Below are 26778 nucleotides of genomic sequence, written 5' to 3'. Positions count from 1 at the left end.
CGCAGTCACACAACAGAAGTAAAGAGTTGACACCCGAACCCCGCTCTCCGGGTGGCCCTGCGGTGCCTGTCACGTACTCTGGGCGCGTGTCGGCTATGAGTTCGCTGGGAAAGCTGGTCGCGACCTGTGTGGCGGCCGGGGTGGTGGCGGCGGGCTCGCTGTTCCCCATCGCCGGCGCGGCAGGGCTCGCGTCCAACAAGATGGCCGACTCCCTGGCCGGGACGTCCGCCGATCTCATCAAGGGCGACCTGCCCTCGATCTCCACTGTCACCGACGCCGGCGGGCAACCCATCGCGTGGCTCTACGACCAGCAGCGTGTGCCGGTACCCAGCGAAGAGATCTCGCCGCAGATGAAGCTGGCGATCATCGCGATCGAGGACCGACGGTTCGCGGACCACAACGGCGTCGACTGGCGGGGCACCGTCCGTGCGGCCCTCACCAACGCCACCTCCGGAGAGGTCGAGCAGGGCGCGTCGACCATCGACCAACAGCTGGTCAAGAACTACCAGTTCCTCGTCTCCGCCAAGAACGACGCGGAACGTCGCGCCGCAGTGGAGACCACCCCCGCCCGGAAGATCAAAGAGATCAGGATGGCGCTCACCCTCGACGGGGAGCTGAGCAAGGAGGAGATCCTCACCAAGTACCTCAACCTGGTCTCGTTCGGCAACGGCGCGTTCGGCGTGCAGACGGCCGCCCAGACGTACTTCGGCGTCGACGCCGCGGATCTGACGGTCCCGCAGGCGGCGATGCTCGCGGGCATGGTGCAGTCCACCAGCCGCTTCAATCCGTTCACCAACCCCGAGGACACCAAGCAGCGCCGCGACACGGTGATCGACACGATGGTCCAGACCGGGGCGATCACCCCCGCCGAGGGCGAGCAGTACACGGCCGAGCCCCTCGGGGTGCTCGAGCGGCCCAACTCGCTCCCACGCGGGTGCATCACCGCAGGCGACAGCGGTTTCTTCTGCGACTACGCGCTGCAGTACCTCGACGAGAACGGGCTCAGCAGGGAAATGGTCGAGCAGGGCGGCTACACGATCCGCACCACGCTGGACACGACCGTCCAGGACAACGTCCAGCGCGCCGTCGACACCTATGGCAACCCCACCGCGCAGGGTGTGGCCGAGGTGATGAGCGTCGTCCGTCCCGGCAAGGACTCCCACAAGGTGGTCGCGATGGCCTCCAGCCGGCAGTACGGCCTCGAGCTGGGCGACAGCCAGACCGTCCAGCCGCAGCCGTTCTCACTGGTCGGCGACGGTGCGGGCTCGGTGTTCAAGGTCTTCACCGTGGCCGCCGCCATGGAGAAGGGCATGGGCACCAACACCTCCCTGCCGGTGCCGCGCCGCGTCCAGGTGGCGGGCCTCGGCTCCGGCGGCGCCGCGGGCTGCCCGCCCGGCCAGTACTGCGTGGAGAACGCCGGCTCGTACCCCTCGTCCCTGCGGGTGCCCGACGCCCTGGCCCAGTCGCCCAACACCACGTTCGTCAACCTCATCAAGGACGTCGGAGTCGCGCCCACCGTCGACATGGCCGTCCGGTTGGGCATGCGCTCCTATGACCGCAAGGGCACCGCGGCCGGTGGCGACTCGATCAGCGGCTTCATCAAGAAGAACAACCTCGGCTCGTTCACCCTCGGCCCCACCGCCGTCAACGCGTTGGAGCTGTCCAACGTCGGTGCCACCCTCGCGTCCGGCGGTGTGTGGTGCCCTCCCAGCCCCATCGAGTCGATCACCGACCGCACCGGGAAGTCCGTCGAGCTGAACGAGCCGCAGTGCGAGCAGGTGGTCGAGGAAGGGCTCGCGAACACCCTCGCCGTCGCCATGTCCAAGGACCACGTGGGCGCCGGCACGGCGGCCGGCGCCGCGGCGGGCGCGGGCTGGAACCGGCCCATGTCCGGCAAGACCGGCACCACCGAGGCCAACCGCTCGTCGGCGTTCCTCGGCTTCACCAACAACTACGCGGCGGCCGTCTACGCCTTCAACGACGGGACGACCACCACCGAACTGTGCACGAGCCCGCTGCGCCAGTGCTCCTACGGCAATCTCTTCGGCGGCCTCGAGCCGGCGCAGACCTGGTTCTCGGCCTTCTCCCCCATCGCGGACGTCTACGGCCCGGTCCAGCTGCCCGCACCCGACCGCGCCTACGAGGCCGGGACCAGCGGCGAGGGCACCCCGGACGTGGAGGGCATGAGCCAGTCCGCCGCCACCTCCCTGCTCACCAACGCGGGCTTCACCGTCAACACCCAGTTCGTCTCCGGCACCGGCCGCCCGTACGGCACGGTCATCGGCGTCGACGGCGGCACCGGCATCCCCGGCTCCCAGGTGACCCTTCGCGTGTCCGACGGGTCGGGCGGGGGCGGCGGGACCTCCGGCGCCTCGGGACAGGGCGCCTCCGGGCCCGGCGCCGCGGTCGGCGACCAGCCCCTCGTCCTCAACGTGCCCGGCCTGGCGCCCATCACCATCTCGCCGCCGCGGTAGGCGCGCCACACGCGGGCTCGCTCCCGGCGGCGACCCCGCGCGGCGTCGGTAGTCTGGGAAGATGCGTCGTCCCCCACGGAAGAACCAGGCTTCGCCGACCTCCCCCGCCCGTGCGGCCGCCGTCCTCGCCGGCGCCGCCGTGGCCGGGACCGTCTACGCCAGCGGCTGGGAGCGCAACGCCTTCACACTGCGCCGCCACACCCTGCCCCTGCTCTCCCCCGGCTCCGAGCCCCTGTCGATCCTGCACATCTCGGACCTGCACATGATGCCCGGCCAGAAGCGCAAGCAGCAGTTCGTCTCCTCGCTGGCCGAGCTGCGGCCGGACATGGTGGTCAACACCGGCGACAACCTCTCGAGCGACCGGGCCGTGCCCTCGGTGGTCCAGGCCCTCGGCCCGCTGCTCGACCGGCCCGGAGCCTTCGTGTTCGGCTCCAACGACTACTTCGCGCCCGTGCCCAAGAACCCCCTGTCCTACATCGGGCTCGGCGCCAAGAAGCACTCCGCCGTCCCCCTGCCGTGGCGTGACCTCAAGGCCGCCTTCACCGAGCGCGGCTGGGTCGACGCCACCCACCGCCGCGCCGAGATCACGGTGGACGGGCGCCGCGTGCTCGTGGCCGGCGTCGACGACCCCCACATCGGCCGCGACCGCTACGACGAGATCGCCGGACCCGCCGGGCCGGCGTTCGACCTGCGACTCGGGCTGCTCCACTCGCCCGAGCCGCGCGTACTCGACCGGTTCGACGCCGACGGATATGACCTGGCGGTGGCCGGACACACCCACGGTGGCCAGCTCTGCCTGCCCACCGGCGCGATCATCACCAACTGCGGCATCGACCGCTCGCGGGTCCAGGGCCTCTCCGCGTGGGGCCGGGACCTGGTCCTCCACGTCTCCGCCGGCCTCGGGACCTCGCCGTATGTGCCGATCCGCACGTTCTGCCGACCGGAGGCCACGCTGCTCGAACTGGTCGCCGTCCCCGGTGGTGGGGACGGCGGATCCGAGGTTCCCGTGACCCCGCAGCGGGAGAAGGTGCCCCTGCCCGCCTGACCCGGTTTCGCGATTCCGGCCACGGGGCGCTACAGTAATCCTCGTTGTCGACCGGGGTGTGGCGCAGCTTGGTAGCGCGCTTCGTTCGGGACGAAGAGGCCGTGGGTTCAAATCCCGCCACCCCGACAATGGGAGGGCCCGGATCACGTGAGTGGTCCGGGCCCTCCGCTCATTTCCCGGCCCGGCGGCGATCTTGCGGTGCACAGAGCGGACGACCCTCCGTATTCTCGTGGCATGACCTCCGAGACCGACGTCCAGAACGCCGCCACTTCCGGGGATTCCGCGCCCGAGAGCGGCGCGCCGGTGCACCCCAACTTCGGCCGCATCACCACCACCGGGGCAGGAGATCCGGCCCTCGCCGCCGCGCTGCAGAAGGTCCTCGACGGAACCTGGGCGGACGCGCGCGAGTTCACCCGCGACTCCATGACCCCGGACATGCTCAACCCGATCGGGCTGACCATGGAGGAGCACCGTGACCACGTCCTCGCACAGCTCCAGCGACTGGCGGACTCGGGGATGCCCAAGCTCGGCTTCCGCGAGGAGGACGGCGGCACCGGTGACACCGGCGGCGCGTTGACGTCGTTCGAGATGCTCGGCCACCTCGACCTGTCCCTGATGGTCAAGGCCGGCGTCCAGTGGGGTCTGTTCGGCGGCGCGATCGCCAACCTGGGCAATGCCGAGACGCGTAAGAAGTACCTGCCCGACGTCATGTCCCTGGACCTGCTCGGCTGCTTCGCCATGACCGAGATCGGTGGCGGCTCGGACGTCCAGAACCTCGAGACCACGGCGACGTACGACCGGGAGACCGGCGAGTTCGTCATCAACACGCCCACCCCCAGCGCCGAGAAGGCGTACATCGGCAACGCGGCCCGCGACGGCCGGATGGCCGCCGTGTTCGCTCAGCTCATCACCCATGAGGACGGCGAGGAGCTGCGCCACGGCGTGCACTGCCTGCTCGTGCCGATCCGGGACGAGTCGGGCAACGACCTGCCGGGCGTGAAGACCACCGACCACGGCCACAAGGGCGGCCTGCAGGGCGTGGACAACGGCCGCATCTGGTTCGACAATGTGCGCGTGCCCCGCGAGGCACTGCTCGACCGCTTCGGTGCCGTCGATGAGAACGGCACGTACTCCTCTCCCATCGATTCGGTGGGGGCCCGCTTCTTCACCATGCTGGGCACGCTCATCCGCGGGCGCGTCTCCGTGGGGGCGGCCTCCGGCGCGGCGGCCCGGACCGCGCTGGCGATGGCCGTGCGGTACTCGCTGGTCCGCCGGCAGTTCGACCACCCGGAGACCGGCAAGGGCATCCCGCTGCTCGAGTACCGCGAGCACCAGCGCCGTCTCATGCCGCGGGTCGCCCGCGCGTTCGCCTACGCGTGCGCCCAGAACGCGATCATCGCCGAGCTCGACGAGTTCGAGCGGAATCCGGAGGCGTTCGACGAGGTCAAGCGGCGTGAGATGGAGACCCACGCCGCGGGCATCAAGGCCACGGTCACCGCGTTCGCCAACGACACCATCGTCGAGGCCCGGCTCGCCTGTGGTGGCGCGGGGTACATGGCGGAGAACCGCATCACCGAACTGCGCAAGGACTGCGACGTCTTCTCGACGTTCGAGGGCGACAACGTGGTGCTCACGCAGCTCGTCGGCAAGGAGCTGCTCACCGCCTACGCGTCCGAGTTCGGGAACATGGACCAGCGCGAGACGGTGGCGTTCGCGCTGGGCACCGCCGTGGACGTGGTGCAGGAGAAGGCCCGCGCCTCGACCCTGTGGCAGAAGCTCGTCGACGCGGTGACCGACCGCGAGCACACCGACCTGCTCGACCGCGGTAACCAGCTGGAACTGCTCGTCGACCGCGAGGAGCACCTGCTCGAGACGGTCGCCCGCCGCCTGCGGAAGGCGCAGGGCCAGGACGGTTCGGCGGCGTTCAAGGTGTTCAACTCTGCGCAGGACCACCTGCTGCAGGCCGGCCGCGCGCACATGGACAGCTGGGTGTTCGCCCGCTTCGCCGAGGCCGTGGACGCCTGCGAGGACCCGGAGGCCAAGGAGGTCCTGGGGATGCTGTGCGATCTGTACGTGCTGGACATCGTCGACCAGGAGAAGGGCTGGTTCCTCGAGCACAACCGTCTCACCACCGAGCGCACCAAGGCGGCCACGGCAGCCCGTAACCGCCTGTGCACGAAGCTCGCCGGGCGGGCGCGCACGCTGGTCGACGCGTTCGCGATCCCCGAGTTCGTGTTCGAGGTCCCCATGCTCACCGACGGCGGCGTCGACACGCTGACCGATGAGCCGGCGGACGAGCACGAGGTCGCGGGCCTGGCCGACTGAGCCCCGCCGCGGAGCCTACCGGCGCGTGCGGGGCCCTACCGCCGCGGAGCCTACCGGCGCGTGCGGGGCCCTACCGCCGCGGAGCCTACCGGCGCGTGCGGGGCCGTCCGGCGAGGCGCACCGCCAGCAGCGAGCACACCGCGACCGCCGCCAGCACCGCCGCGCCGGTCCACGCCACCGACGCGGGCCCGGCCAGCAGCAGGGAGTCGAGCGCGGCGGTGGCCTGCCCGGTGGTGGTGGCGGAGGTCGCCGTGACGAGCGCCGACGGTGCGCCCCCGGCGACCCACACCCACCACGCCGCGCCGGCCGACGCGGCGGCGAGAAGGGCCGCCACGATCCGTCCGGGCCACGCGCCGAGCACCGCGACCAGTGCGCGCCACAGGGCGGAGGAGGCGACGACGACGAGGGCGACCACCGCCACGACCGCGGCCACCCCGGGCCCGGAGAGACCGTCCGCGGTGGCCAGCGCCCATGCGGACAGGCCCGCGGTGAGCAGGGTCAGGGCCAGGACGGACTCGGCGCGCGACGAGCCGGGCCGGCGGACGAGCTGGACGAGCAGGGCCCCGAGGACGGCCGCGGCGGCGACGCCGAGGATCCCCGCGGAGGTGCGCCGCTGCGCGTCGTCGGCGGCCGCGGCGGCGGCCGGCGCGGCCTCGCCCTGTTCGGCGGCCAGCGCGCGCCCGGTCCTGCTGACGGCGTCCTGAGTGCGGCCGGCGGAGTCGGAGACGCTCGCCGCCCCGTCGCGCAGGGCGTCGGCGCCGGTCGAGAGTTCCCCCGCCCCGGTTGCGAGTTCGCGGGCACCGCGGGTGGCCTCGTAGACGCCGTCGCGCAGGTCCGCCCCCGGCTGGGAGAGCTGGCGGGCGAGTTCGGCGGCGCCGGAGTCGAGCCGGTCGAGATTGCTCAGGGTGTTCTGGTCGAGCCCCTGCGCGGAGAGCTGGTCGCGCAGGCCGGTGAGCGCGTTGCGGGCCTGGACCACCTCGGGCGCGTCACCCTGGAGTCGGGACAGGGCGTCCTCGATCGCGGTGGAGACCTGCCCCTGGATTACGGCGACCCCGCGGACCGCCCCCACGACCTGCCGGACCCCGCCGGCCACCTCGTCGGCGCCCGTGCCGGCCTGGCCCATCCCGGCCTGCAACTGCTCCATCCCGGCGGCGAGCTCGGCCGAGCCGTCGCGGAGCTGCCCGGCCCCGTCGGCGAGTTCGGCCGAGCCGTCGCGGAGCTGCTCGGCGCCGGCGACGGTGAAGGACGAGTTGGCCGACGCCTCGGACAGCGCGGAGCGCAGGGGCCCGCCGGCTCCGGGGGCGGCCTCCTCCTGCTGGGGCGTCGGGCCGACCACCGCCCACAGCGCGGCGAGCACCAGTGGGGCGATGACGAGCACCAGGCCAGCGAGCCGGCGGAACAGTCCCGGCCCGCCCGCAGGCGCGGCGGGGGAATCGGACTCGGGGTCGGCGACACCGCCGCCGCCCGACCCGCGCCCGCGGGCGGACGGGGGGTCGCCGACCGGGGGGATGACGTCGGTGTCCGCTGAGGGCCCGGAGGGGGCATCCGAGGAGGTCATGGGCGGATCGTAACCCTCACGTGGCCGTGTTCCCGCAGGTCACTCGGCATGCCCCCGCATCGGTGTCCGAGGCGGTTGGTAGGATTCCAGAGGAACGCATGCCCCTCACGCACTGCTTCACCGAACCGCTTCACCGCACACCCCACCGCACTGCGACCTCTACCGCGCCGCGCAGGAAGGAGCCATGAGCCCCGTCCTCGCGATCGCTTCAGCAGGTCTGGCGACGCTCTTCGCGTGGCCGCTCACGAGGTGGCTCGGGCGTGGTGCGGGTTGGCCGCTCGCCGCGCTCTACCTCATCGGCGCGTTCGCTCTGCTGTCGCCGCTCTCGCTGGCCCTGTCGGGGATGCCCACCGAGGTCGTGCGCATCCCCTGGGTGCCGGCGCGCGACTGGACCCTGGACCTGTTCGCGGACCCCACGGGGCTGCTCTTCGCGATGCTCGCGCTGGTGATCGGCGCGGTGGTGTTGATCTACTCGTCGTCGTACCTGTCCGGCGGTGACACGCGCGGCGGCGGCCGGGCCCGCACGCGGGGCCCGCAGCACTACGGCTTCTTCCAGCTCATGACCCTGTTCACGGTCTCGATGCTGGGACTCGTGCTCACCGACTCCATGGTGCTGCTGTACGTCTGCTGGGAACTCACGTCGCTGGCGTCGTTCGCGCTGATCGCCAACTCCGGCCGGCCCGCGTACCCCGCCGCCCTGCGGACGCTCACGATCACGGTCGTCGGCGGGCTCGTCCTGCTCGTCGCGCTCGTGGCCATCTGGATCCGCACCGGCACCACCTCGATCTCCGAGGCCCTGTCCCACGACGTCTGGTACACCGATCCCGGGTTCACCGCGGCGGTCGCCGTGGCCGTGGCGGTGGCCGCGTTCACCAAGTCCGCGCAGTTCCCGTTCCATTTCTGGCTGCCCGACGCCATGGCCGCCGCGACCCCCGTGAGCGCCTACCTGCACGCCGCCGCGGTCGTGAAGGCGGGCATCTTCCTGTTCATGCGGTTCTCCCCCGCATTCCACGACGTCCCCGTCTGGAACGCCCTGCTCGTGTCCGTGGGCATGGGCACGGCCGTGATGGCGGCCGTGTTCGCGCTGCAGAAGACCGACCTCAAGCAGCTCATGGCGTACTCCACCGTGAGCCAGCTCGGCTGGATCACCGCGGCTATCGGCGTGGGGACGCAGGAGGCGCTCGCCGCCGCCGCGCTGCACACCGTCGCCCACGCGTTGTTCAAGTCCGGCCTGTTCATGCTGGTCGGCGTGATCGACCACGAGGCCGGCGCGCGCGACATCCGCGACCTGGGCCCGCTGTGGCGGCGCATGCCGTGGGCGTTCGGCGCCACCGTTCTGGGCGCGGCCGCCATGGCCGCCGTCCCGCCGACGCTGGGCTTCGTGTCCAAGGAGTCCATGCTCATCGCGTTCGGCGACGTCGCCGGCGGGCAGCCGGTCGCGGTGACCGCGCTGCTGGCCGGCGCCGTGATCGGGGCGATCCTCACTTTCCTCTACTGCGCGCGCATCGTGCTGGGCGGGTTCCTCGGCGCCTACCGCGATCCCTCGCGTCCCGCGAAGGACGTGGACGAGGTCCACGAGGCGCCGGTCCGCCTGTGGCTGCCCGCGGCCCTGCCCGCCGCGATCGGGCTGCCGCTCGCGCTGGTGGTGTGGATCTTCGACGTGCCGATGTCCGCGGTGGCGGAGGCCGCGGCCGGGCCGTTCGGCTGGCCGCCACACGAGCCGGGCATCGGCGTCGTCTATGGCACCCCGCCCGCCGGGACGATCGACGATCTCACCCACGAGGCCCACTTCGTCTTGTGGCACGGGCTGACCCTCGAGGTCGGGCTCACCGCCCTGATCCTCGTGGCCGGGGCCCTGCTGGTGTGGCGCCGCCGCCCGGTCGACCGCCTGCTCGACCGCGAGTTGCTGCCGTTCACCGGTGCGTCCGTGCTGGAGTCCCTGACCTCGGCCCTGACCCGGGCCGGCCGGGCTCTGGTGCGCCCCACCGCGTCGGATTCGCCCGCTCGTCACGCCGGCGCGCTGTTGGCCGTCCTCACCGTGTACGCGGTCGGGATCGGCGGCTGGGCACTGGCCGGCGGCACGACGATCCCCCCGCGCGTCGGGGGCCTCGACAGGTCGATCGACATCGTCCTGCTCATCGTCGTGATCGTCGGCGTCCTCGGACTGTGCACGGCCCACTCCCGACTCGCCGCGGCCGTGCTGCTGTCCGCGGTCGGTATCGCGGTGACCATCCAGATCTTCGGTCTCGGGGCGCCCGACGTCGGCATGACCCAGCTCCTGGTCGAGGCTCTCACCGTCATCATGTTCGTGCTGGTCCTGCGGCGCCTGCCCCGCGATTTCATCGCCGCCTCGCTCCCCAGGAACACTGCCGCCATCGTCCTCGCCGTACTCACCGGTGTCACGGCGACCATCGGCGTCCTGGTCTTCACCGGACGCCGCGAGCGGTCCCCGGTCGGCATGTACCTGCTCGAGAACGGGCCGGAGATCACGGGCGGGAGCAACGTGGTCAACACCATCCTGGTGGAGTTCCGTGCGCTCGACACCTTCGGCGAGGTCGCCGTGCTCGGCGTCGCCGGCATCGCGATCCTCGGGGTCCTCGGCTCGGTCCGGGCCACCGCACTGGCCATCGACCCGCCGCCCGCCGACGAGCCGCTGCCGGGCACCGTGCAGAGCACCGGGACGGCCGCGGAGGCGCTCGAGGACGCCACCCGCAACACCGTGCCGCTGAAACTGCTCGCTCGCGGCGTGACGCCGATTCTCGCGCTGGTCTCGGTGATGCTGCTGTGGCGCGGCCACAACGAGCCCGGTGGCGGGTTCATCGCCGCCCTCGTCGCCGCGTGCGCGTTCGCGCTGATCTACCTCGCCCGCGAGTCGGACCGCCCGGTGAGCCGGCCGTCCACCCCGGTCGCGCTCATCGGCGGCGGACTCGTCGTCGCGGGACTCACCGGCATCGGTGGTTACTTCCTCGGGCAGTTCCTCCAGCCCGCCCACTGGTACGTGGCGGGGCAGCACCTGTCCAGTGCCCTCATCTTCGACCTGGGCGTCTTCGCCGGCGTCCTCGGCCTGGTCATGACCGCGTTCAACACGCTCGGCGCCGGACGCGCACCCATCGAGGTCGTCCCCGGCCCGGATGAGCCCGACACCGGTCGGCGTGCGGCCGCGCGCGGGCGCCGCGGCCGGCGGGACGCGGACCTCGGCGGCGCTCGTGACGAGGGCCGCGACGTGGGTCGCGGTGCCGAGGAGGTCGCCCCGTGACCATCGCGATCATGATCGGCGTCCTCACCGCGGGCGGCGTCTACCTGATGATGCAGCGCGGGATGGTCCGGGTGGTGTTCGGGCTGTCGCTCATCAGCCACGCCGTCAACCTCACCCTGCTCAGCGCCGGCGTCGCCGCGTGGCGCGCCGAGCCACTGGAGGGCGTCAACGGCCTCGACGTCTCCGCCGACCCGCTCCCCCAGGCCTTCGTCCTCACCGCGATCGTCATCACCCTCGCGGTGACCGTGTTCATGCTCTCCCTCGCCGTGGTGAGTCGCGACGACGACACCCACAACGTCCCGCCGACCGGTGAGGAGCCCGCGCCGTGACCGCCCTGCTGCTGCCGCTGCTGGCCGCCATCCCGGTGATGGCCGCCGCCGTGACCGCGATCCTGCCGTCGCGCACGGCCGGGCGGCTCGTGACCCTGGCCGTCCCGGCGGCCACCGCGGTCGCGGGAGTCGCGCTCCTCGTGCTGCATCGCTCCGAGCCCGTCATCGCCGGCTCGGTCGGCGGGTTCGTCCCCGGCGTGGCGATCCCGTTCGTCTCGGACTCCTTCACCGCCCTGATGCTGGTCGCCACGGGCGTGGTCGCGCTGGCATCGCTGATCTTCTGTGACCGGACCGGGGAGTTCGGCCGCAGCCGCTACTTCGCGCCGCTCGCGCTGCTGCTGCTCGCGGGGGCCAACGGCGCCCTGCTCACCGGCGACCTGTTCAACCTCTTCGTCTTCGTCGAGGTCATGCTGCTGCCCTCGTACGCCCTCATCGCCATGACGGGCACGTGGCGGCGCCTCGGCGTCGGCCGGTTGTTCGTGGTCATCAATCTCCTCACCTCGACACTGCTGCTCGCCGGCGTCGGCTTCGTCTACGGGTCCGCGGGCACCGCCAACCTCGCCGTACTCGCAGGTGCCGCGCAGGAGGACGGACGCGTCGCCGCCGCGGTGGGCGTCGTGCTCATCGCGCTGTGCATCAAGGCCGGTGCCGTGCCGGTCCACGGGTGGCTGCCCCGCGCCTACCCCGGGACCTCCTCCGGCGTCATGGCGCTGTTCTCGGCACTGCACACCAAGGTCGCCCTCTACGCGGTGATCCGCATCTGGGCGACCGTCTTCGACCTCGACCCCGCGTGGGGGCGGGTCCTGCTGGTGGTCGCGCTCGTGACGACCCTGTGGGGCGCCGTCGCCTCGGCCTCCCCGGCCGGGGTCCGCGAGATCCTCGCGTGGCAGATGGTCTCCGGCGTCGGCGTCATCCTCGCCGCGCTCGCTGTGGCACAGGCGCCCGGCGGCGCGATCGTCTACATGATCCACCACATGGTGACCATCGGCGCGCTGGTGATGCTGTTCGGCGCCGCCGAGCATGTCTACCGCAGCGGGCAACTCGGCGCGCTGTCCGGGCTGTGGTACCGCGAGCGCCCGCTGGCCGTCCTCATCGTGATCGCGATCGCGGCCCTCGTCGGACTGCCCCCCACCTCGGGCCTGATCGGCAAGCTCGAGGTCGTCGACGCCGCCCTCGGGGCGGGCGGCGCGTGGGGGGTCGTCACCGTCGTCGTCGTCCTCGTCGCCTCCCTCATCGGCCTCGTCGCCATGCTCCGACTGTGGCGCGGCACCATGTGGGGCGGCCCGTCACTCGGACACACGGGTGACGCGGATCCCTGCGACGAGGACGAGCAGGGCGACGAGGACGGCGACGAAGCCCGCCCGGCTCCCCGCGTGCCCGCGGGACTGCTCGTGCCCGGCGGTGCACTCGCCGCCGTGTCCGTGGTGTTCTTCCTCGGCTACGGGGCGGTCGCGCCCGAGGTGGACCGGGCGGTCACCAGCCTCGTCGACACCGACGCCTACGTCACGGCCGTCCTCGACGGACCGGAGGCCGTGACGGAGTCGACGATCGGGGGCGCCTCGTGATCCGCCGCGTGCTCCGCGCCCCGCTCGTCCTGGGCTGGCTGCTGTGGAACGTCGTCTTGTCGTCGTGGGCGCTGGCCAAGGAGGCCGTCACCCCGGGCCCCATCGGCACCCCGGTGCTGGTTCGGTACCCCATGCGCTGCCGCACCAACGTGGAGATCACCGCGCTGGCCTGGGCCATCACCGTCACGCCGGGAACTCTCGTGACGGTCATCGGCGACGACGAGATGTGGGTCCACGTGGTGCTGGGCGGTCCACGGGAGGAGATGATCGAATTGCTCGGTCAGACGGAGAACCGGGTGCTGTCCGTACTGCGAGGTGATGACGCGTGAGTCCGCTTCTGACGGTTCTTCTGGGGGCGTCGACCGTGATCGTCGTCGCGAGCATGGTGGTCGCGGCCATCCGGGCCGTGCGCGGGCCCGGAGACGCCAACCGCGCCGTCATGGCCGATCTGAGCTACTTCTGCGCGGTGGCGCTGTTCGTGCTGTTTGTCATCCGCCAGGGGTCCGCGGTGGCGCTGGACGTCGTCATGCTCGGCTCCCTCATCGGGATCCTCTCGACCGTCGCGCTCGCGCGGTTGCTCTCCCGGGGACAACGGTGATCGCGGTGGACACCTCGATGATCACGGACCTGCTGATCGGCGTCCTGGCCCTGCTCGGGTCACTGTGCTTCCTGGTGGCCGCGGTGACCATGTCACGCGCCGGCGACGCGCTGACCCGCATCAACATCCTGTCCGTGGCGACGGGCCTGGGCATGATGCTGTTCATCCTGTCGGCGTACGTGCACGAGCTGACCACCGGGTTCACCTGGGTGGCGACCCTCATGGCACTGGTGGCGCTCGGCGCGACGGTGGTCGTCACCACGGTCGCCTCCGTCACCCTCGCCCGGGCCGCCTACCGCGCCGACGGCCGGCTCGACCCGCTGACCGCCTACGACGACATCGCCGACGAGGGGTGACATGACCGAGCCGGAGGACGCGCGCTCGACAGGAGCCGTGACCGTCCGCGACCCGGCCGAGGCCGCACGGCGGCTCGACGCCCTCATCGGCGCGGAGAATCTGCACGCCGCGGCCGACATGGTCGAGGCTCTGCCGCCGTCGCTGGTCGTGGACGTCCTCGAGCGCAGTGGCGCCAGGGACCGGGCCGTCGTCTTCCGGCTCCTGCCCAAGGGCACCGCCCTGGTGGTCTTCGAGGCGCTCGACCCGCCGCTGCAGTCCGAACTGATCCGGGAACTGCACGCGGATCGTGTCAACCAGCTCTTCACCGACCTCGACCCCGACGACCGCGCCGGGCTCGTCGACGAGCTCCCCGCCCACGTGGCCACGCGGCTCCTGCGGGAGCTCGACCAGGACGAACAGGCGCTCACCGCGGCGGTGCTCGACTACCCCACCGGCTCGGTGGGCCGACGGATGAGCCCGGAGTTCGTCTCCACCCACCCCGACGTCACCGCCGGCGAGACCCTCGAGCGGGTCCGGCGGCGTATCGACCACGCGGAGACGATCTACGCCATCCCCGTCACCGACGATCAACGGCGGCTGGTCGGGATCGTGGGGCTGCGCGCGATCATGCGCGCCGAGCCGGGCACGCCCGTGCGGGACCTCATGAACGAGGCGATCACCGCCCGCGCCCGCGAGTCCGCGGAGGCCGCCGCCCGCCGCTCCGCCGACGAGCGCCTCATCGTCTTGCCGGTCGTCGACGACGAGCACCGCCTGGTCGGGATCCTCACCTTCGACGACGCGCTGCGGATCCTCGAGGACGCCGAGACCGAGGACACCGCCCGCGCCGGTGGCTCCGAACCGTTGCGGCGCCCCTACCTCGCCACGCCCGTGCGGGCGCTGGTGCGTTCCCGCGTCGTGTGGCTGCTCGTGCTGGCGTTCGGCGCCGCGCTGACCGTGCAGGTCCTCGAGGTGTTCGAGGCGACCATCGAGCAGGTGGTGGCGCTGTCGTTGTTCGTCCCGCTCATCATCGGAACCGGAGGAAACACCGGCAACCAGGCCGCCACCACCGTCACCCGCGCGCTCGCACTCGGCGACGTGAGCCCCCGCGACGCGCTGCGGGTGCTCGGCCAGGAGATCCGCGCCGGGTTCACACTGGGTGTCATCCTCGGCGCCGTGGGCCTCGCGGTCACCGGGCTGGTCTACGACACCGACCTCGGCCTGGTCATCGGGCTCACGCTGCTGGCGCTGTGCACGATCGCGGCGACCGTCGGTGGGCTGATGCCGCTGCTCGCCCAGGCCGTCCGGGCGGACCCGGCCGTCTTTTCCAACCCGTTCATCACGACCTTCGTCGACGCCACGGGGCTCGTCGTGTACTTCCTGATCGCCCGGGCGGTGCTGGGCCTGTAGCGCCGATCTGCACGGCTCCCCACGGTCAGTGACGGGAACCGACCGCAACGCCCGCCCGGCCGCTAGTGTGACTTGCATCACCTGTTCCGGGGTGACGGTCCGCCGCCAGAGGGTGCCCATGCCGCACGATGCCACCGACCACCTGATGCCCGAGCTCGCCTGTTACGGACTGGCCGGTCACAGCGCCGCGCCCGCCGACCTCGTCGCCGAGGCCGCCCGCGCCGAGGAGCTGGGACTCGGGTCGATCCTGCTCTCGGAACGGTTCGCGCTCAAGGACGCGGCGGTGATGGCCGGCGCCGCCGTGGCCGCGACGAGTCGGATCGGCGTGGGCACCGCGGCGACCAACCACAACACCCGCCACCCACTGGTCACCGCCACCATGGCCGCCACGCTGCACCGCATGTCCGGCGGGCGCTACGCGTTCGGGCTGGGCCGCGGGATCCCGATGCTCTTCGACATCATGGGCCTGCCGCACGCGACGTCCGCGCAGCTCGAGGACGCTATCGGCATCTACCGCACCCTGTGGAGTGGCGGCGCGGTAGTCGGTCACGACGGGCCCGCCGGCAGCTACCCGTACCTCGTGCAGGACTCCTCGTTCGACGAGGACATCCCCGTGCTGCTCATGGCGATGGGCGACAACCAGCTGCGGCTGGCCGGGCGGATCGCCGACGGGGTCGTGCTGCACACCTTCATGTCCGATGCGGCGGTCGAGCGCTGCGTGCGCCTGGTGCGCGAGTCGGCCGAGCGTGCCGGCCGCGATCCCGCGAGCGTCCGCGTCTGGTCCGTAATGGCGACGATCGAGGACTCGCTCGACGAGGCGGCGCGCCTGCGCAAGCTCGTCGGCCGGCTGGCCACTTACCTCACCGGTTACGGCGACGTCCTGGTCCGCGTCAACGAGTGGGACCCGGCGGGGCTCGAGCGGTTCCGGGCCGACGAGCGGCTGTCAGCGCACTCCGGTGCGCTCGACGCGACCGACGACCTCGACCTGCTGCGCCACGCGGCCGACGTGCTGCCCGACGAGTGGCTCGCCACCGCCGCGGTGGGCACCGCCGCCCACTGCGCGGACCGGGTCGACGGGCAGCTCGCGCTCGGCGCGGACTCGGTGGTGCTGCACGGCTCCACGCCCGACGAGCTCGCACCGGTGCTCGCCGAGTGGCGGCGGCGGAGGGACGCCGACCGCTTCGCCCATCTCGACGCCAACCCGGGTCGGATCCGACCGCACCGTCGCGCGGCGGAAACGACCGTGTCGACACCGGCCGCCGCGCGAGCGGGTGCGCCGTCACCGGCCACCGCGCGACCGGACACCGCCTGCCTCCGAGAGGACCTGCCGTCATGACCAGCGTCGCGTCGAACCCCCGGGTGGCCTGTACGCCGGAGGAGGTGACGGCGCCGTGGCTGTCGGAGGCGCTGGGCACCGAGGTCCGGTCGGTGCGCACGGAACTGGTGGGCACGGGGCAGATCGGGTGCTGCGTGGTCGCGCACGTCGACGGCGACGGGCTCCCGCCGACGCTCTTCGTCAAGCTGCCGAATCCGGACGAGGGCATGCGCCCGCTGCTGCACGGCGTGTACCGCAGCGAGGTGCTGTTCTACCGCGACCTCGCGCCGACGGTGGCGGTGCGGGTCCCGCGGGCGCGGTTCGCCGAGCTCGGCGAGCAGGAGGGTGAGTTCACGCTCGTGTTGGACGACGTGGCCCCGCTGACCCAGGGCGACCAGCTCGCCGGCCTGCCGATCGATCAGGCCGTGGACTGCGCGACCAACCTAGCGTGCCTGCACGGGCCGCGGTGGTGCGACCCCGAGCTGCGACGCATCGAGGGCCTGTCGGCGCCGTCGGTCGAGGACAACGTCACCCTGCAGGAGCTCGGCGGGCCGGCGGTGGAGGCGTTTCTCTCCGAGCTCGGGGGAGGACTCGACGACGACGAGCGCCGCATCATGGCCGGGATCGCCCCGCTGATCGCCCGGTGGGCCAGCGGGCGGACCGAGCGGTTCGCTCTCCTGCACGCCGACTACCGGGCCGACAACATGCTGGTCGACCCGGTCGGGAGCCGTCCCTCGCTGGCGTGCGACTGGCAGACGCTGGCGGTGGGCCTTCCCGGGCGGGACCTGGGCGGCTTCCTCGGCTCGAGCCTCACGGTGGACGACCGCCGGTCCGCGGAGCACGAGATCGTCGCGGAGTACCACCGCGCGCTGCTCGGCCACGGGGTCACCGGCTACTCGGCGGACGAGTGTTGGGACGACTACGTCTACGGGCTGCTGCAGACTCCGGTGCTGGGGATCTTCGGGTGGATGTACGGGACGCGCACGCCCCGCGGCGACGAGATGTTCACCGTGCTCATGCGCCGGTCGTGCCGCGCGATCGCCGACCACGACGCGCTGGCGGTGGCCCGGTCCGGCTGACCCCGGGCGCCGCCGGGGTACGAGTCCACCTTGTCGTCGTCCCCGGCCGAAATGACGAAATCCGCTACCCCGCCGCGGGATCCGCTACCCGTGTGAGGGGCGCGGATCCGTAGGCGGAGTAGCGGATTTCGTGGGTGGGAGGGTCAGGCCACCCGGATCAGACCGACTGGGCCTGCCACATCCAGTGCAACTGCTCGAGCCGGGCGCTGATGCCGATGAGCAGGTCCTCGGTCACGGGGTCGTCGCCGACCTTGCCGATGTTCGACCGCAGTCGCTTGATGGCCGCCTCGAGAGCCTCGGTCATGACCAGCACGACCTTGTCGTCCGAGGTGAACTCGGCCGAGACCTCGTCGAGCGCGCTGTTGGCCGCGACCGTCGCGGAGCGGCCGTCCGGGCTTACGCCGACGGCGGTGGCGCGCTCGGCCACCTCGTCGACGAAGGCGCGGGCGTCCGTCACGACCTCGTCGAGCGCGAGGTGGATGCTCCGGAAGCGCGGGCCGACGACCGACCAGTGCGCCTGCTTGGCGACGAGCGACAGGTCGATCAGGTCGACGAGCGACTCCTGCAGGGCGTTCGTCACCGCCTCCTGAGCCTCGGCGGGGACGAACGAGGTGAACAGACCATTCGAATCAGCAGCCATCATGGCTCCCTTCTGACCCGGTTTTCCCGGGTCGTGGAAGTGAATCGGATCGTGCACTGGACGTTCCCAGTATGCCCGTTCTGTTGACTGTCGTCAGTCCTGCAGCCGGTGGTTGCCACGCGGGCCGGCCTCGACGCCGGCCTTCACGGCCTGGCACAGGCCCTCGTCGACGGCGGCCCAGTAGGCGTAGACGCGCTCGAGCAGCTCGGTCTCGTCCGGGTGGATCGCGGACACGTGGCCGGCGATGTTGGCCGCCAGCCGCTCGCGGGCCGCGTCGTCCATGACCTCGCGGTACAGGATGGCGGCCTGGACCTGGTCGGTGTCATCGGCGTGCGGGCTCACGTCGCCGCGGTAGATGTCCGAGCCCTTGGTGTCCCAGGAGCCGATGTCGAACGCCTTGGACGCGTCGGCGGACGGGCCACCGATGGTGTTGGGGTGGTACTCGGCCTGCGCGGGGTGCGGGAACTCGAACTGCATGGCGCCCTCCTTGGAGTAGGAGTTCACCGGCGAGAGCGGCCGGTTGACCGGGACCTGCTGGTAGTTGGCGCCGATGCGGTAGCGCTGGATGTCCGGGTAGGCGAAGACGCGGCCGAGCAGCATCTTGTCGGGCGAGAAGCCGATGCCCTTGACGATGTTGGTCGGCGCGAACGCGGCCTGCTCGATCTGCGCGTGGTGGTTCTGCGGGTTGCGGTTCAGCGTCATGGTGCCGACCTTGCGCAGCGGGTAGTCGCGCTGCGACCAGGTCTTGGTCAGATCGAACGGGTTGTAGCGGTAGGTCTCCGCCTCGTCGACCGGCATGACCTGCACGTGCAGGTCCCAGGACGGGTAGTCACCGTTCTTGATGGACTCGTAGAGGTCCTCGCGGTGGTAGTCGGCGTTCTCACCGGCCAGCTTGTCGGCCTCGGCCTGGGTGAGGAAGTCGATGCCCTGGTTGGTCTTGAAGTGGAACTTGACCCAGTGGCGCACGCCCTCGGCGTTGATGAACTGGTAGGTGTGCGAGCCGAAGCCGTCCATGTGGCGCCACGTCTTGGGGATGCCGCGGTCGCCCATGAGCCAGGTGACCTGGTGGGTGGACTCGGGGCTCAGGGTCCAGAAGTCCCACTGCATGGCGTGGTTACGCAGGCCGGAGGCGTTCTTGCGCCGCTGCGAGTGGATGAAGTCCGGGAACTTGATGGCGTCGCGAATGAAGAAGATCGGGGTGTTGTTGCCGACGAGGTCGTAGTTGCCTTCCTCGGTGTAGAACTTGAGCGCGAAGCCACGCGGGTCGCGCCAGGTGTCCGGGCTGCCCTTCTCACCGGCGACGGTGGAGAAGCGGGCCAGCATCGGGGTCTTGACGCCCTTCTGGAACAGGCCGGCGCAGGTGATGTCCGAGATGTCCTCGGTGGTGACGAACTCGCCGAACGCGCCGGAGCCCTTGGCATGGGGCAGCCGCTCGGGGATGTTCTCGCGGTTGAAGTGCGCCAGCTTCTCGATCAGGTAGAAGTCGTGGATCGGCTGGGGGCCCTGCTGGCCGACCTGGGCACTGAACTCGTCGTTGGGGACGGGCTGGCCGCTGTCGGTGGTGGTGTGCGAACCGGGCTGGAAGTCGCGAACGCCGCGGTCGGCGGGGTGAACGGTCACGTCGTGATGCTCCTCGGATGGAAGGTGTGGAGTGGATGTGATCTGGGTCTCAGTCTTAGACGAGCTCGGACTGCTTCGCCCGACATTCGGGACATGTGCCCCAGTAGTTGACCTCTGCTTCGTCGATCCGGAAGCCGTGGTCACTGTCGGCGGCGAGGCAGGGCGCGTGCCCGACCGCGCATTCGACGTCCTCGATGCGCCCGCAGTGCCGGCACACGAGGTGATGGTGGTTGTCCCCCGTGCGTCGCTCGTACCGCGCCGGCGAGCCGGCGGGTTCGATACGGCGCATGAGACCGACCTCGGTACACACCCGCAGCGCGTCGTAGACGGTCTGCGTGGACACCGCGCCCAGTCGTTCCCGGACGAGGGAGGCGACGTCCTCCGCCGCGATATGGGGACGACCGGCGACGACGTCGAGGACCGCAAGACGCGGCGAGGTGACCCTCAATCCGGCTTGTCGGAGCAGTGCTCCCTGTTCCCCTGCTGTCGTCATGGCACTCACCATAGCCCACTTTCTGGAACTAGTCCAAAAAGGGAACTCATCCCATATGGGATGCTCTCAATTCGAGTGGTCGGCCGGTGCCGGGCGGCCCGAGGAGAGGGCCGGGGCCGGGCGGCCCGAGGAGTGGGCCGGAGCCGGGCGGCGGCCGACTAGGCTGGCGGGCGACCCGAGAACGCGCAGGAGGACGCCATGACGGAGACCGCCACCGGACCGATCGTGTGCGGCTATGACGGCTCGCAGGACTCCCGTCGAGCCGTGGCCTGGGCCGTCGCCCGGGCCCGCGAGATGGGCACACCGCTCGAGGTGATCTCGGCCGACCGCGCCGTCGGCCGCGTGGTCGCCTTCGACGACACCGCCCGCGCCAACGTCGAGGGCGCCATGCGCGACCAGCTCGCCGATCTCGTCGCCGAGGTCCCCACCACCTACCGGGTGATCGCCGACAGCCCCGTCGGGGCACTGGTCGAGGCCGGCCGCGACGCGTCGGCGATCGTCGTGGGGAGCCGCGGGCTCACCGTGCGTGAGGACTTCGCCATGGGTTCGACGTCCGCCGGGGTCGTCGAGCACGCGACATGCCCGGTCATCGTCATCACGCCGCACACGCCCGCGGATCCCACCGGGGGCCCGGTCGTGCTGGCCGCCGACGGCTCGGAGGCCAGCGAGCCGGCCGTCGCCTACGCGTTCGCCGAGGCCGAGCGCCGCGGGACCGGACTGCGGGCAGTCCACTCAGTTGAGGTGCCCCGGCTGCCGGGGTCCTCGCTGTTCGACATCGACCGGCTGGCCGAGAGCGTGATCGCCGAGGACGAGAAAGAGATCCTCGACTCCCTCGCCCCGCACGAGGCCCGCCACCCGGGCGTGAAAGTCGAGCTCATCCTCGTCGTCGGCGAGCCCGCCGTCACGATCGCTGACGAAGCGGCCGGCGCGTCGTTGCTGGTCACCGGCTCGCGGGGCCACGGCGGTTTCGCCGGCCTGCTGCTGGGCTCGGTCAGTCGGCGGCTGCTGCAGACGGCGCCGTGCGCGGTCGCGGTCATCCGCCCCACCACCTGATCGATCACCCGCGAAGGCGGCGCAGAACGCCATGGACACCACCAGCACGACGCACGTACCGGCAGGCGACCCGGGTCGACTGTTCGAGGACCGCCGAGAGGCCGGCCGGGCGCTGGGCGAACTGCTGACCGCCTACCGCGACGACGACGTCGTGGTGCTCGGGCTCGCTCGCGGGGGTGTGCCCGTCGCGTGGGAGGTGGCGGCCGCCCTGGGCGCACCTCTCGACACCGTCGTGGTGCGAGAGATCGGCATCGCTCCCGACCGGGTCAACGACGTCGTCGACCGTGAAGCGCGGGAGCTCGCGCGTCGGGAGTCGGCCTATCGGGGCGGCCGGGCGCCGCTCGATGTCGCCGGGAAGGTCGTGATCGTGGTCGATGACGGCCTCGCGACCGGGTCCACCATGGTCGCGGCCATCAACGCACTGCGGCAGCGGCACCCGAGGCGGATCGTCGTCGCGGTCCCGGTCGCGCCCGCATCGACCTGTCGCGAACTCGCGGCGATGGTCGACGACGTCGTCTGTGTCACGACGCCGTTCCCGTTCCGGTCGGTCGGAGAGTCGTTCCGGGACTTCAGCCGGGTGGAGGACGCCGAGGTGCGAACGCTCGTCGACAGACCGACCGCGGCCGGCGATGCGGCCCGTGCTCGGGCACGTCACCTCCGCTCTGTCGTGGACCTCGTCCGCCCCACGTGCCGACGCGCCCCGGCGGGAGTGCCCGACCCGGCTGACCTCCGCGACCTCGTCGGCGACGCCCGGATCGTGTTGATCGGCGAGAGCTCCCACGGCACACACGAGTTCTACGCCGCCCGCGCGGAGATCACCCGCACCCTCATCGAGGAGATGGGGTTCACGGCGGTCGCGGCGGAGGCGGACTGGCCTGACGCCTACCGGATCAACCGGTTCGTCCATCACGAGGGCCCGGACTCCACAGCAGAGCAATCACTGCGCGGATTCGAGAGGTTCCCGGCCTGGATGTGGCGCAACACGGTCATGGTCGACTTCGTGTCCTGGCTCCGGCGACACAACGCGGACGCGGCCGCCGACGGCGGTTCCACGGCCGGGTTCTACGGACTCGACATCTACAGCCTGCACCGGTCGATGCACGAGGTCATCGACTACCTGGATCGGGTCGACCCCCGCGCGGCGGGTCGGGCCCGCGAACGCTACGCATGCTTCGACAGGTCCCCGAGCAGTGACGGACAGGCGTACGGGTACGCCGCCGCGTTCGGCGCCGGGGAATCCTGCGAAACCGAGGTCGTCGATCAGCTGCGCGAGCTACAGCGCCACGCCATCGACTATCTGCGGGCCGACGGCCTCGACGCCGAGAACGAGCAGTTCCACGCCGAGCGGAACGCGTGGAGTGTCCGGAACGCGGAGCACTATTATCGAGCGATGTTCCGCGGGAACGTCCGTTCGTGGAACCTCCGCGACGGTCACATGGCCGACACTCTCGACGCGCTGATCGACCACCTAGAACGCCACAATGACGACTCGGCGCGCGTCGTGGTGTGGGCCCACAACTCCCATGTCGGCGACGCCCATGCCACCGAATACGGTGCCCGCGGCCAACTCACCCTCGGCCACCTGGTCCGGCAGCGGAACAGAGACCAGTGCCGCCTCATCGGACTCACCACGCATCACGGAACCGTCACCGCCGCGAGAGAGTGGGGAGGCACCGCAGAACGCAGGATCGTCCGCCCGGCCCTCGCCGGCAGCATCGAGGAACTGTTCCACGAGATCGGCGAGGACTCGTTCTTCCTCCGCACGACGGCCGATGACACCGTCGCCGACGCCCTCCGGGACGTGCGACTCGAGAGAGCGATCGGCGTCATCTATCTACCCGAGAGTGAACGGGACAGCCACTACTTCCACGCGCGGCCTTCGGACCAGTTCGACGCCGTCATCCACATCGACACCACCCGCGCACTCGAGCCCCTCGAGACCACCGGCGTCTGGGTCGACGGAGAGCGACCCGAGACCTACCCCACGTCGCTCTGACGCGGTCCCGCCGTCGAGAGTCGCCACGACGGCCCGAGCACCCCGTCGGCGGCAGCGGAGTCGGGCCGCAGCGTGGTGGCGAACGCGGGCGCCCACGGTCGGCGTCCCGTCTGCCGAGCTGTCGGTCTCGTGGAGCCGCGGGGGTGGTGATCACCGACGCGCCTCCCGGCCGGGCCGTCAGCCCGTTCGAGATCTTCCTCCCTGCCGACAGGGTGAGGTGGCGGAGCTCGTCGTCGCCCTGGTGGTCGGCCCCCGCGCCGACCTCCACGCGACCTCCATCCGTCGGCGCGAGCGGGGTCCGCGGGGTCCGCGCCGGGCCAGCGCCGGGCAGGGAGGCCAGCGGAGGCGGCGTCGCCGTGGACGGTGGCTGTGCCGGCGGGGCCGCAGATCGCGATGCCGCCGACGGAGCGTGGATGACCGCCATACCCGCGACGACGACCACAGTCGCTACCGGAATCCGCCCCACCCCCCCACGGATCCGATCTCACCTCCTCGGAGTGCGCTCTGTCCGCGGCCCGCCCATCAGGAGACATGACTTCGCACGAGAGCGACCGGACGCGGCGCGCAAGTGGTCGAGTTCGCGCCTCTTGCTACGATCATCTGAGGTGTTACGTATGTAGTGATTGGCAGGGTAGACGCGTCTGTACCAGGAGCGGGCGTGAGGAGCTGGGTAAACGATGATCGCGCGTGATCGAGACGATCCCGGCTGCGCTTCGCGTCCTCCCGGTCGGGGTTCGGAACCCCAGTCGTTCAGCCCCATCGACGGTCCGGTCGATGGACGCCCGCCGGCGGCGCTACCACGCCGACGGTTGCTCTCGGCGCTATCCGGCGACGAACGGCTGGTCGTGGTCCACGGCCCGCGCCTGACTGGAAAGACCGCCCTTCTGAAGGCATGGCTCACTGACAACCCGGGCCGGACGGGCGCGATAGCCAGTGTCGTGGCGCCCGACCCACACACCTCCGAGGGCGACTACTGGGCCCGGGTGCTGCAGTCATTATCTCCGGCGGAACAGCGAGCCGGTGAGCAACGCACGGCAGCACGCGACTCTCGACCTGGAAGCTTCGAGGTCCTTCGTTCTGTCGTTGCGTCACAGCGCGGGCCTCTCAGCCTCATCCTCGACGACGTTCACCTGGTCGACGAACCGGAGGCTCGCATTCGGGACCTGTTACGACAGGCATCGCCCCACGGTCTACGCATCATCGCGACTACTCGCACTGCGGGAAATTGGTATCGGACCACCGATCTGGTCGGTGACCTCGTCCTCGTCACCCCGGACGAGCTCTTGGCCACCGCCGACGAGATCGCTGCGATGCTCGAAGGTGCGGGAGTCCCGTTGGACCGCCGCGCCCGAGCGGTGCTCGATACGGTGACCGGTGGAATGGCAGGGCTGGTCACCACAGCCGTCACTGATCTGCTGAGGTCCGGTCCAGCTCGTGAGTCATCGGGGGACCGCGTGCGGGGCGCAGTGGACCGTCTCATCGGCCGCCTCCTGACCATCGACCGCGACCTGGCAAGTGTGCGGGAATTCGCCCTTCTCTCGGCGGCGGCCGTGCCGCTCACCACGGAAGCCGCCGAGGTTCTGGCCGGCGGACGCTCGGCGAGTTCCCAACTCAGAATGCTCGAGCGACTCGGCATGGTGCTCCCCGACACCACCGCGACGGAGCCGACGTGGATCGTGCCGGTCCCCGTCAGAGCGTCCTTGCTCCGTCTGATGAAGTCCGAGGAGCCGGGACGCCTGTCTGGCGCGCTCCTCGCATTGGCGCAGCACTGGCTCGACCGAGGTCGGCCCCGCACGGCGTTCGTCCACGCCATCGACGCCGAGGAATGGGATCTCGTTCTCGACATCCTGCGTGAACACTGGCGAACCCTCTACACCACCGACTTCCTCCACATGGACGGTGACCTGGCACGGATTCCCCCGAAGGTACTCGAGAGTGAACCGCTCTTCGACACGCTCCGACGGATGCACCGGCAGTTCTCGGCGCCCAAGGACAGTCCGGCACCGCGCCCAGAGGTCGAGACCCTCGCGGACACGCCGGATGACGCCGAGCAGTTGATGCGAGCGATCGCGCTGCGCCTGGGGGGCGAGTTCGAGGCCGCCGCCGAGGAATGCGAGCCGTTGATGCGCTTACCGATACCGGACCCGGACGCCTCCACCGCGGCGGAGCGGGACGGCTTCGGTTTCGCCTGCCTGCACGTCGGCATCAGTTTCCTCGTGGCCGGTCGTTTCGATGACGCGATCCAGGTACTGCGCCGCGGGCACCGGGCGGGGGCCGGCACCTTCATCGAGCGGGACGCCGCCGGGAAGTTGGCGTTGGCACACGCTGTACTGGGGCATATGGCGGAAGCCGGGTTCTGGATCGATCAGGAGAGTCGCCACCCGGCGCTTCCGACAGAGTCGGAGTTGGTCGTCCGTCCCGCCGGTATGATCGCCGCCGCACTCAGCAGCCTCGACCGCTTCGACACCGACTCAGCACTGCACCTGATCACCGAACTGGGACCACCTGACGACAAGGAGGAGTTCTGGGGCTTCGGGCTCTACGCCTACGGCCAACTCGCCCTGACGACCGGCACGCCCGCGGACGGACTCCGCTACATCGACTTCCAGATGCGGCGGTTCCCGACAATGCACGGCAACGGCGCCGTGGTGGGCCATCTGCTCTCCTCGATACGAGCGGATCTGCTGCTGGCACTCGGCCGTACCGGGGCGGCGGAGGACCTCGTCGGCGAGTCCACCAACCCGCATTCCGCGGCGGCCCGAGCGCGGATACGCCTCCACATAGGTGATCTCCCCGGGGCGCTGGCGATCGTCGACGAGTACGACACGGACCTCGGATGCACCGTGCGCGACTGCATCGAACTGTCGCTGGTCGGCGCCGCCGCATCGTTGGCGGGGGGCGCGCCGGACACAGCGCGGCAGTATCTGAACCGCGCCGTCACGTTGTCGCGCCTCACGGGACTGCGCCGCCCGTTCATGATGCTTCCCGGCGACATGCTGCGTCAGTTGGCCGCACTGGGTCCGGAGCTTCCGGTCGACCCGGACGGCACCGTGTCGGCTTTCCCGGCTTCCCGGGCGTCCGCGCCTCCGGTCCGTCTCACGGACAGAGAACTCGTCATTCTCCGGAGCCTGGCAACCGGCGCCACGATCAGCGCCATAGCCAGGCAGCACGTCGTCAGCGTGAACACGGTCAAGACCCAAGTTCGTTCGATCTACCGAAAGATGTCGACACGCTCCCGCGCCGACACCGTCGAGATGGCCCGCCGACTCGGCCTCGTGTGAACCCGCTTCCGCGAATCCTGACGCCGGAGGGTCTCGTCCGAGGCAACGAAACCTCCCGCCCGCGTTGCCCGTGAGCTTTCGCCCCCTTTTCACCCGCGCATCACCCGCACTGACATAGCAATTTCTAAGACAGAGAAACTACTGTCCATACGGTTGCCCCATCGCCGAACAGAACACCTGCGGTAGCTCCAGCCGGGCCCCGCCGCGCCTCGTCCGCACCGATAGCGGGCATCGCGACCATGCTTTCGGCCTCTGACCGCGGGTAACGCCACGACGTCCAGGAAGGACCCAGAAACGTGACACCGGACGCCCTACGGACGGGCGGGCGATTCCTTGAGCGGGGGGCGCCCTTGAACTTCTGCGACTCGGTCATCCGATAAAAGCCCTCTTCACGGGTTCCTGAACCAG

General features: G+C 71.0%; 19 protein-coding genes and 1 tRNA gene. 16 read left to right on the top strand and 4 right to left on the bottom strand.

What is annotated here, in order from left to right; translation table 11 throughout:
- The first annotated feature begins 95 nt into the window (after positions 1 to 95).
- The 4 genes from A6035_RS02745 (at position 96) to A6035_RS02730 (ending at position 5844) form a co-directional block, all read left to right on the top strand.
- Positions 96 to 2474 (top strand): transglycosylase domain-containing protein, encoded by a 2379-nt coding sequence (locus A6035_RS02745; protein ID WP_108846510.1) that lies wholly within the window; start codon positions 96 to 98, stop codon positions 2472 to 2474.
- Positions 2475 to 2535: 61 nt separating this feature from the next.
- On the top strand, positions 2536 to 3519 hold the full coding sequence (locus A6035_RS02740; RefSeq protein WP_108846509.1) for a metallophosphoesterase: 984 nt from the start codon (positions 2536 to 2538) through the stop codon (positions 3517 to 3519).
- Positions 3520 to 3571: 52 nt separating this feature from the next.
- Positions 3572 to 3645 (top strand) — tRNA-Pro (locus tag A6035_RS02735).
- A gap of 108 nt (positions 3646 to 3753) precedes the next feature.
- Positions 3754 to 5844: an acyl-CoA dehydrogenase family protein gene (locus A6035_RS02730; RefSeq protein ID WP_108846508.1), complete on the top strand. Its 2091-nt coding sequence runs from the start codon at positions 3754 to 3756 to the stop codon at positions 5842 to 5844.
- A gap of 85 nt (positions 5845 to 5929) precedes the next feature.
- Here A6035_RS02730 and A6035_RS02725 read toward each other — a convergent pair whose 3' ends face one another.
- The gene (locus A6035_RS02725; protein ID WP_108846507.1) at positions 5930 to 7402 is read right to left on the bottom strand and encodes a hypothetical protein; all 1473 of its coding nucleotides are present in this window, start codon (positions 7400 to 7402) and stop codon (positions 5930 to 5932) included.
- Between the two features lie 184 nt (positions 7403 to 7586).
- Here A6035_RS02725 and mbhE point away from each other — a divergent pair, with 184 nt between their 5' ends.
- The 9 genes from mbhE to A6035_RS02680 all read left to right on the top strand — a co-directional run bounded on the left by mbhE (position 7587) and on the right by A6035_RS02680 (position 17287).
- On the top strand, positions 7587 to 10658 hold the full coding sequence (gene mbhE / locus A6035_RS02720; RefSeq protein WP_108846506.1) for a hydrogen gas-evolving membrane-bound hydrogenase subunit E: 3072 nt from the start codon (positions 7587 to 7589) through the stop codon (positions 10656 to 10658).
- The gene (locus A6035_RS02715) at positions 10655 to 10987 is read left to right on the top strand and encodes a sodium:proton antiporter (protein WP_108846505.1); all 333 of its coding nucleotides are present in this window, start codon (positions 10655 to 10657) and stop codon (positions 10985 to 10987) included. Before mbhE ends, A6035_RS02715 begins: the two co-directional genes overlap by 4 nt.
- Positions 10984 to 12552, top strand: a complete 1569-nt coding sequence (locus A6035_RS02710; protein ID WP_200836399.1) for a proton-conducting transporter transmembrane domain-containing protein — start codon at positions 10984 to 10986, stop codon at positions 12550 to 12552. The genes A6035_RS02715 and A6035_RS02710 overlap by 4 nt, the downstream gene beginning before the upstream one ends.
- On the top strand, positions 12549 to 12881 hold the full coding sequence (locus A6035_RS02705) for a Na+/H+ antiporter subunit E (protein ID WP_108846504.1): 333 nt from the start codon (positions 12549 to 12551) through the stop codon (positions 12879 to 12881). The genes A6035_RS02710 and A6035_RS02705 overlap by 4 nt, the downstream gene beginning before the upstream one ends.
- Positions 12878 to 13150, top strand: coding sequence for a monovalent cation/H+ antiporter complex subunit F (locus tag A6035_RS02700; RefSeq protein ID WP_159149578.1), 273 nt, complete (start codon positions 12878 to 12880; stop codon positions 13148 to 13150). The genes A6035_RS02705 and A6035_RS02700 overlap by 4 nt, the downstream gene beginning before the upstream one ends.
- Before the next feature lie 5 nt (positions 13151 to 13155).
- On the top strand, positions 13156 to 13506 hold the full coding sequence (locus tag A6035_RS02695) for a cation:proton antiporter (RefSeq protein ID WP_159149577.1): 351 nt from the start codon (positions 13156 to 13158) through the stop codon (positions 13504 to 13506).
- 1 nt (position 13507) lies between these two features.
- Positions 13508 to 14893, top strand: coding sequence for a magnesium transporter (gene mgtE / locus A6035_RS02690; RefSeq protein ID WP_108846501.1), 1386 nt, complete (start codon positions 13508 to 13510; stop codon positions 14891 to 14893).
- A 118-nt stretch (positions 14894 to 15011) separates the two neighbouring features.
- Positions 15012 to 16229 (top strand): TIGR03857 family LLM class F420-dependent oxidoreductase, encoded by a 1218-nt coding sequence (locus tag A6035_RS02685; protein WP_244192514.1) that lies wholly within the window; start codon positions 15012 to 15014, stop codon positions 16227 to 16229.
- Positions 16226 to 17287 (top strand): phosphotransferase family protein, encoded by a 1062-nt coding sequence (locus A6035_RS02680; protein WP_108846500.1) that lies wholly within the window; start codon positions 16226 to 16228, stop codon positions 17285 to 17287. Before A6035_RS02685 ends, A6035_RS02680 begins: the two co-directional genes overlap by 4 nt.
- 157 nt (positions 17288 to 17444) lie before the next feature.
- On the opposite strand, the gene A6035_RS02675 is transcribed toward A6035_RS02680, so the two are convergent.
- The 3 genes from A6035_RS02675 to A6035_RS02665 form a co-directional block, all read right to left on the bottom strand.
- The gene (locus A6035_RS02675) at positions 17445 to 17930 is read right to left on the bottom strand and encodes a Dps family protein (protein ID WP_070722339.1); all 486 of its coding nucleotides are present in this window, start codon (positions 17928 to 17930) and stop codon (positions 17445 to 17447) included.
- Between the two features lie 90 nt (positions 17931 to 18020).
- The gene (locus A6035_RS02670) at positions 18021 to 19547 is read right to left on the bottom strand and encodes a catalase (protein WP_108846499.1); all 1527 of its coding nucleotides are present in this window, start codon (positions 19545 to 19547) and stop codon (positions 18021 to 18023) included.
- A 55-nt stretch (positions 19548 to 19602) separates the two neighbouring features.
- Entirely contained in the window at positions 19603 to 20040 is a 438-nt protein-coding gene (locus A6035_RS02665) for a Fur family transcriptional regulator (protein WP_108846498.1), read from the bottom strand.
- A gap of 198 nt (positions 20041 to 20238) precedes the next feature.
- On the opposite strand from A6035_RS02665, the gene A6035_RS02660 reads away from it, so the two are divergent.
- From A6035_RS02660 to A6035_RS02650, 3 genes are all read left to right on the top strand, one after another.
- Complete coding sequence (locus A6035_RS02660) at positions 20239 to 21093, top strand: universal stress protein (protein WP_108846497.1); 855 nt, start codon at positions 20239 to 20241, stop codon at positions 21091 to 21093.
- 31 nt (positions 21094 to 21124) lie between these two features.
- A complete protein-coding gene (locus tag A6035_RS02655; RefSeq protein WP_200836345.1) occupies positions 21125 to 23089 on the top strand; it encodes an erythromycin esterase family protein in 1965 nt (654 codons plus the stop codon).
- A gap of 677 nt (positions 23090 to 23766) precedes the next feature.
- Complete coding sequence (locus A6035_RS02650; RefSeq protein WP_108846496.1) at positions 23767 to 26370, top strand: LuxR C-terminal-related transcriptional regulator; 2604 nt, start codon at positions 23767 to 23769, stop codon at positions 26368 to 26370.
- The last annotated feature ends 408 nt before the right edge of the window (positions 26371 to 26778 follow it).

Source organism: Dietzia lutea (assembly GCF_003096075.1).
In the GTDB taxonomy this organism is placed as follows: domain Bacteria; phylum Actinomycetota; class Actinomycetes; order Mycobacteriales; family Mycobacteriaceae; genus Dietzia; species Dietzia lutea.
This window is presented reverse-complemented; position numbering and strand designations above follow the sequence as displayed.

What these genes read in the sequence shown, in the direction of transcription:
- A6035_RS02745 (WP_108846510.1), top strand. Translation starts at nt 96, where the DNA reads ATGAGTTCGCTGGGAAAGCTGGTCGCGACCTGTGTGGCGGCCGGGGTG.
- A6035_RS02740 (WP_108846509.1), top strand. Translation starts at nt 2,536, where the DNA reads ATGCGTCGTCCCCCACGGAAGAACCAGGCTTCGCCGACCTCCCCCGCC.
- A6035_RS02730 (WP_108846508.1), top strand. Translation starts at nt 3,754, where the DNA reads ATGACCTCCGAGACCGACGTCCAGAACGCCGCCACTTCCGGGGATTCC.
- A6035_RS02725 (WP_108846507.1), bottom strand. Translation starts at nt 7,402, where the DNA reads ATGACCTCCTCGGATGCCCCCTCCGGGCCCTCAGCGGACACCGACGTC.
- mbhE (WP_108846506.1), top strand. Translation starts at nt 7,587, where the DNA reads ATGAGCCCCGTCCTCGCGATCGCTTCAGCAGGTCTGGCGACGCTCTTC.
- mgtE (WP_108846501.1), top strand. Translation starts at nt 13,508, where the DNA reads ATGACCGAGCCGGAGGACGCGCGCTCGACAGGAGCCGTGACCGTCCGC.
- A6035_RS02685 (WP_244192514.1), top strand. Translation starts at nt 15,012, where the DNA reads ATGCCGCACGATGCCACCGACCACCTGATGCCCGAGCTCGCCTGTTAC.
- A6035_RS02680 (WP_108846500.1), top strand. Translation starts at nt 16,226, where the DNA reads ATGACCAGCGTCGCGTCGAACCCCCGGGTGGCCTGTACGCCGGAGGAG.
- A6035_RS02675 (WP_070722339.1), bottom strand. Translation starts at nt 17,930, where the DNA reads ATGATGGCTGCTGATTCGAATGGTCTGTTCACCTCGTTCGTCCCCGCC.
- A6035_RS02665 (WP_108846498.1), bottom strand. Translation starts at nt 20,040, where the DNA reads ATGACGACAGCAGGGGAACAGGGAGCACTGCTCCGACAAGCCGGATTG.
- A6035_RS02660 (WP_108846497.1), top strand. Translation starts at nt 20,239, where the DNA reads ATGACGGAGACCGCCACCGGACCGATCGTGTGCGGCTATGACGGCTCG.
- A6035_RS02655 (WP_200836345.1), top strand. Translation starts at nt 21,125, where the DNA reads ATGGACACCACCAGCACGACGCACGTACCGGCAGGCGACCCGGGTCGA.
- A6035_RS02650 (WP_108846496.1), top strand. Translation starts at nt 23,767, where the DNA reads ATGATCGCGCGTGATCGAGACGATCCCGGCTGCGCTTCGCGTCCTCCC.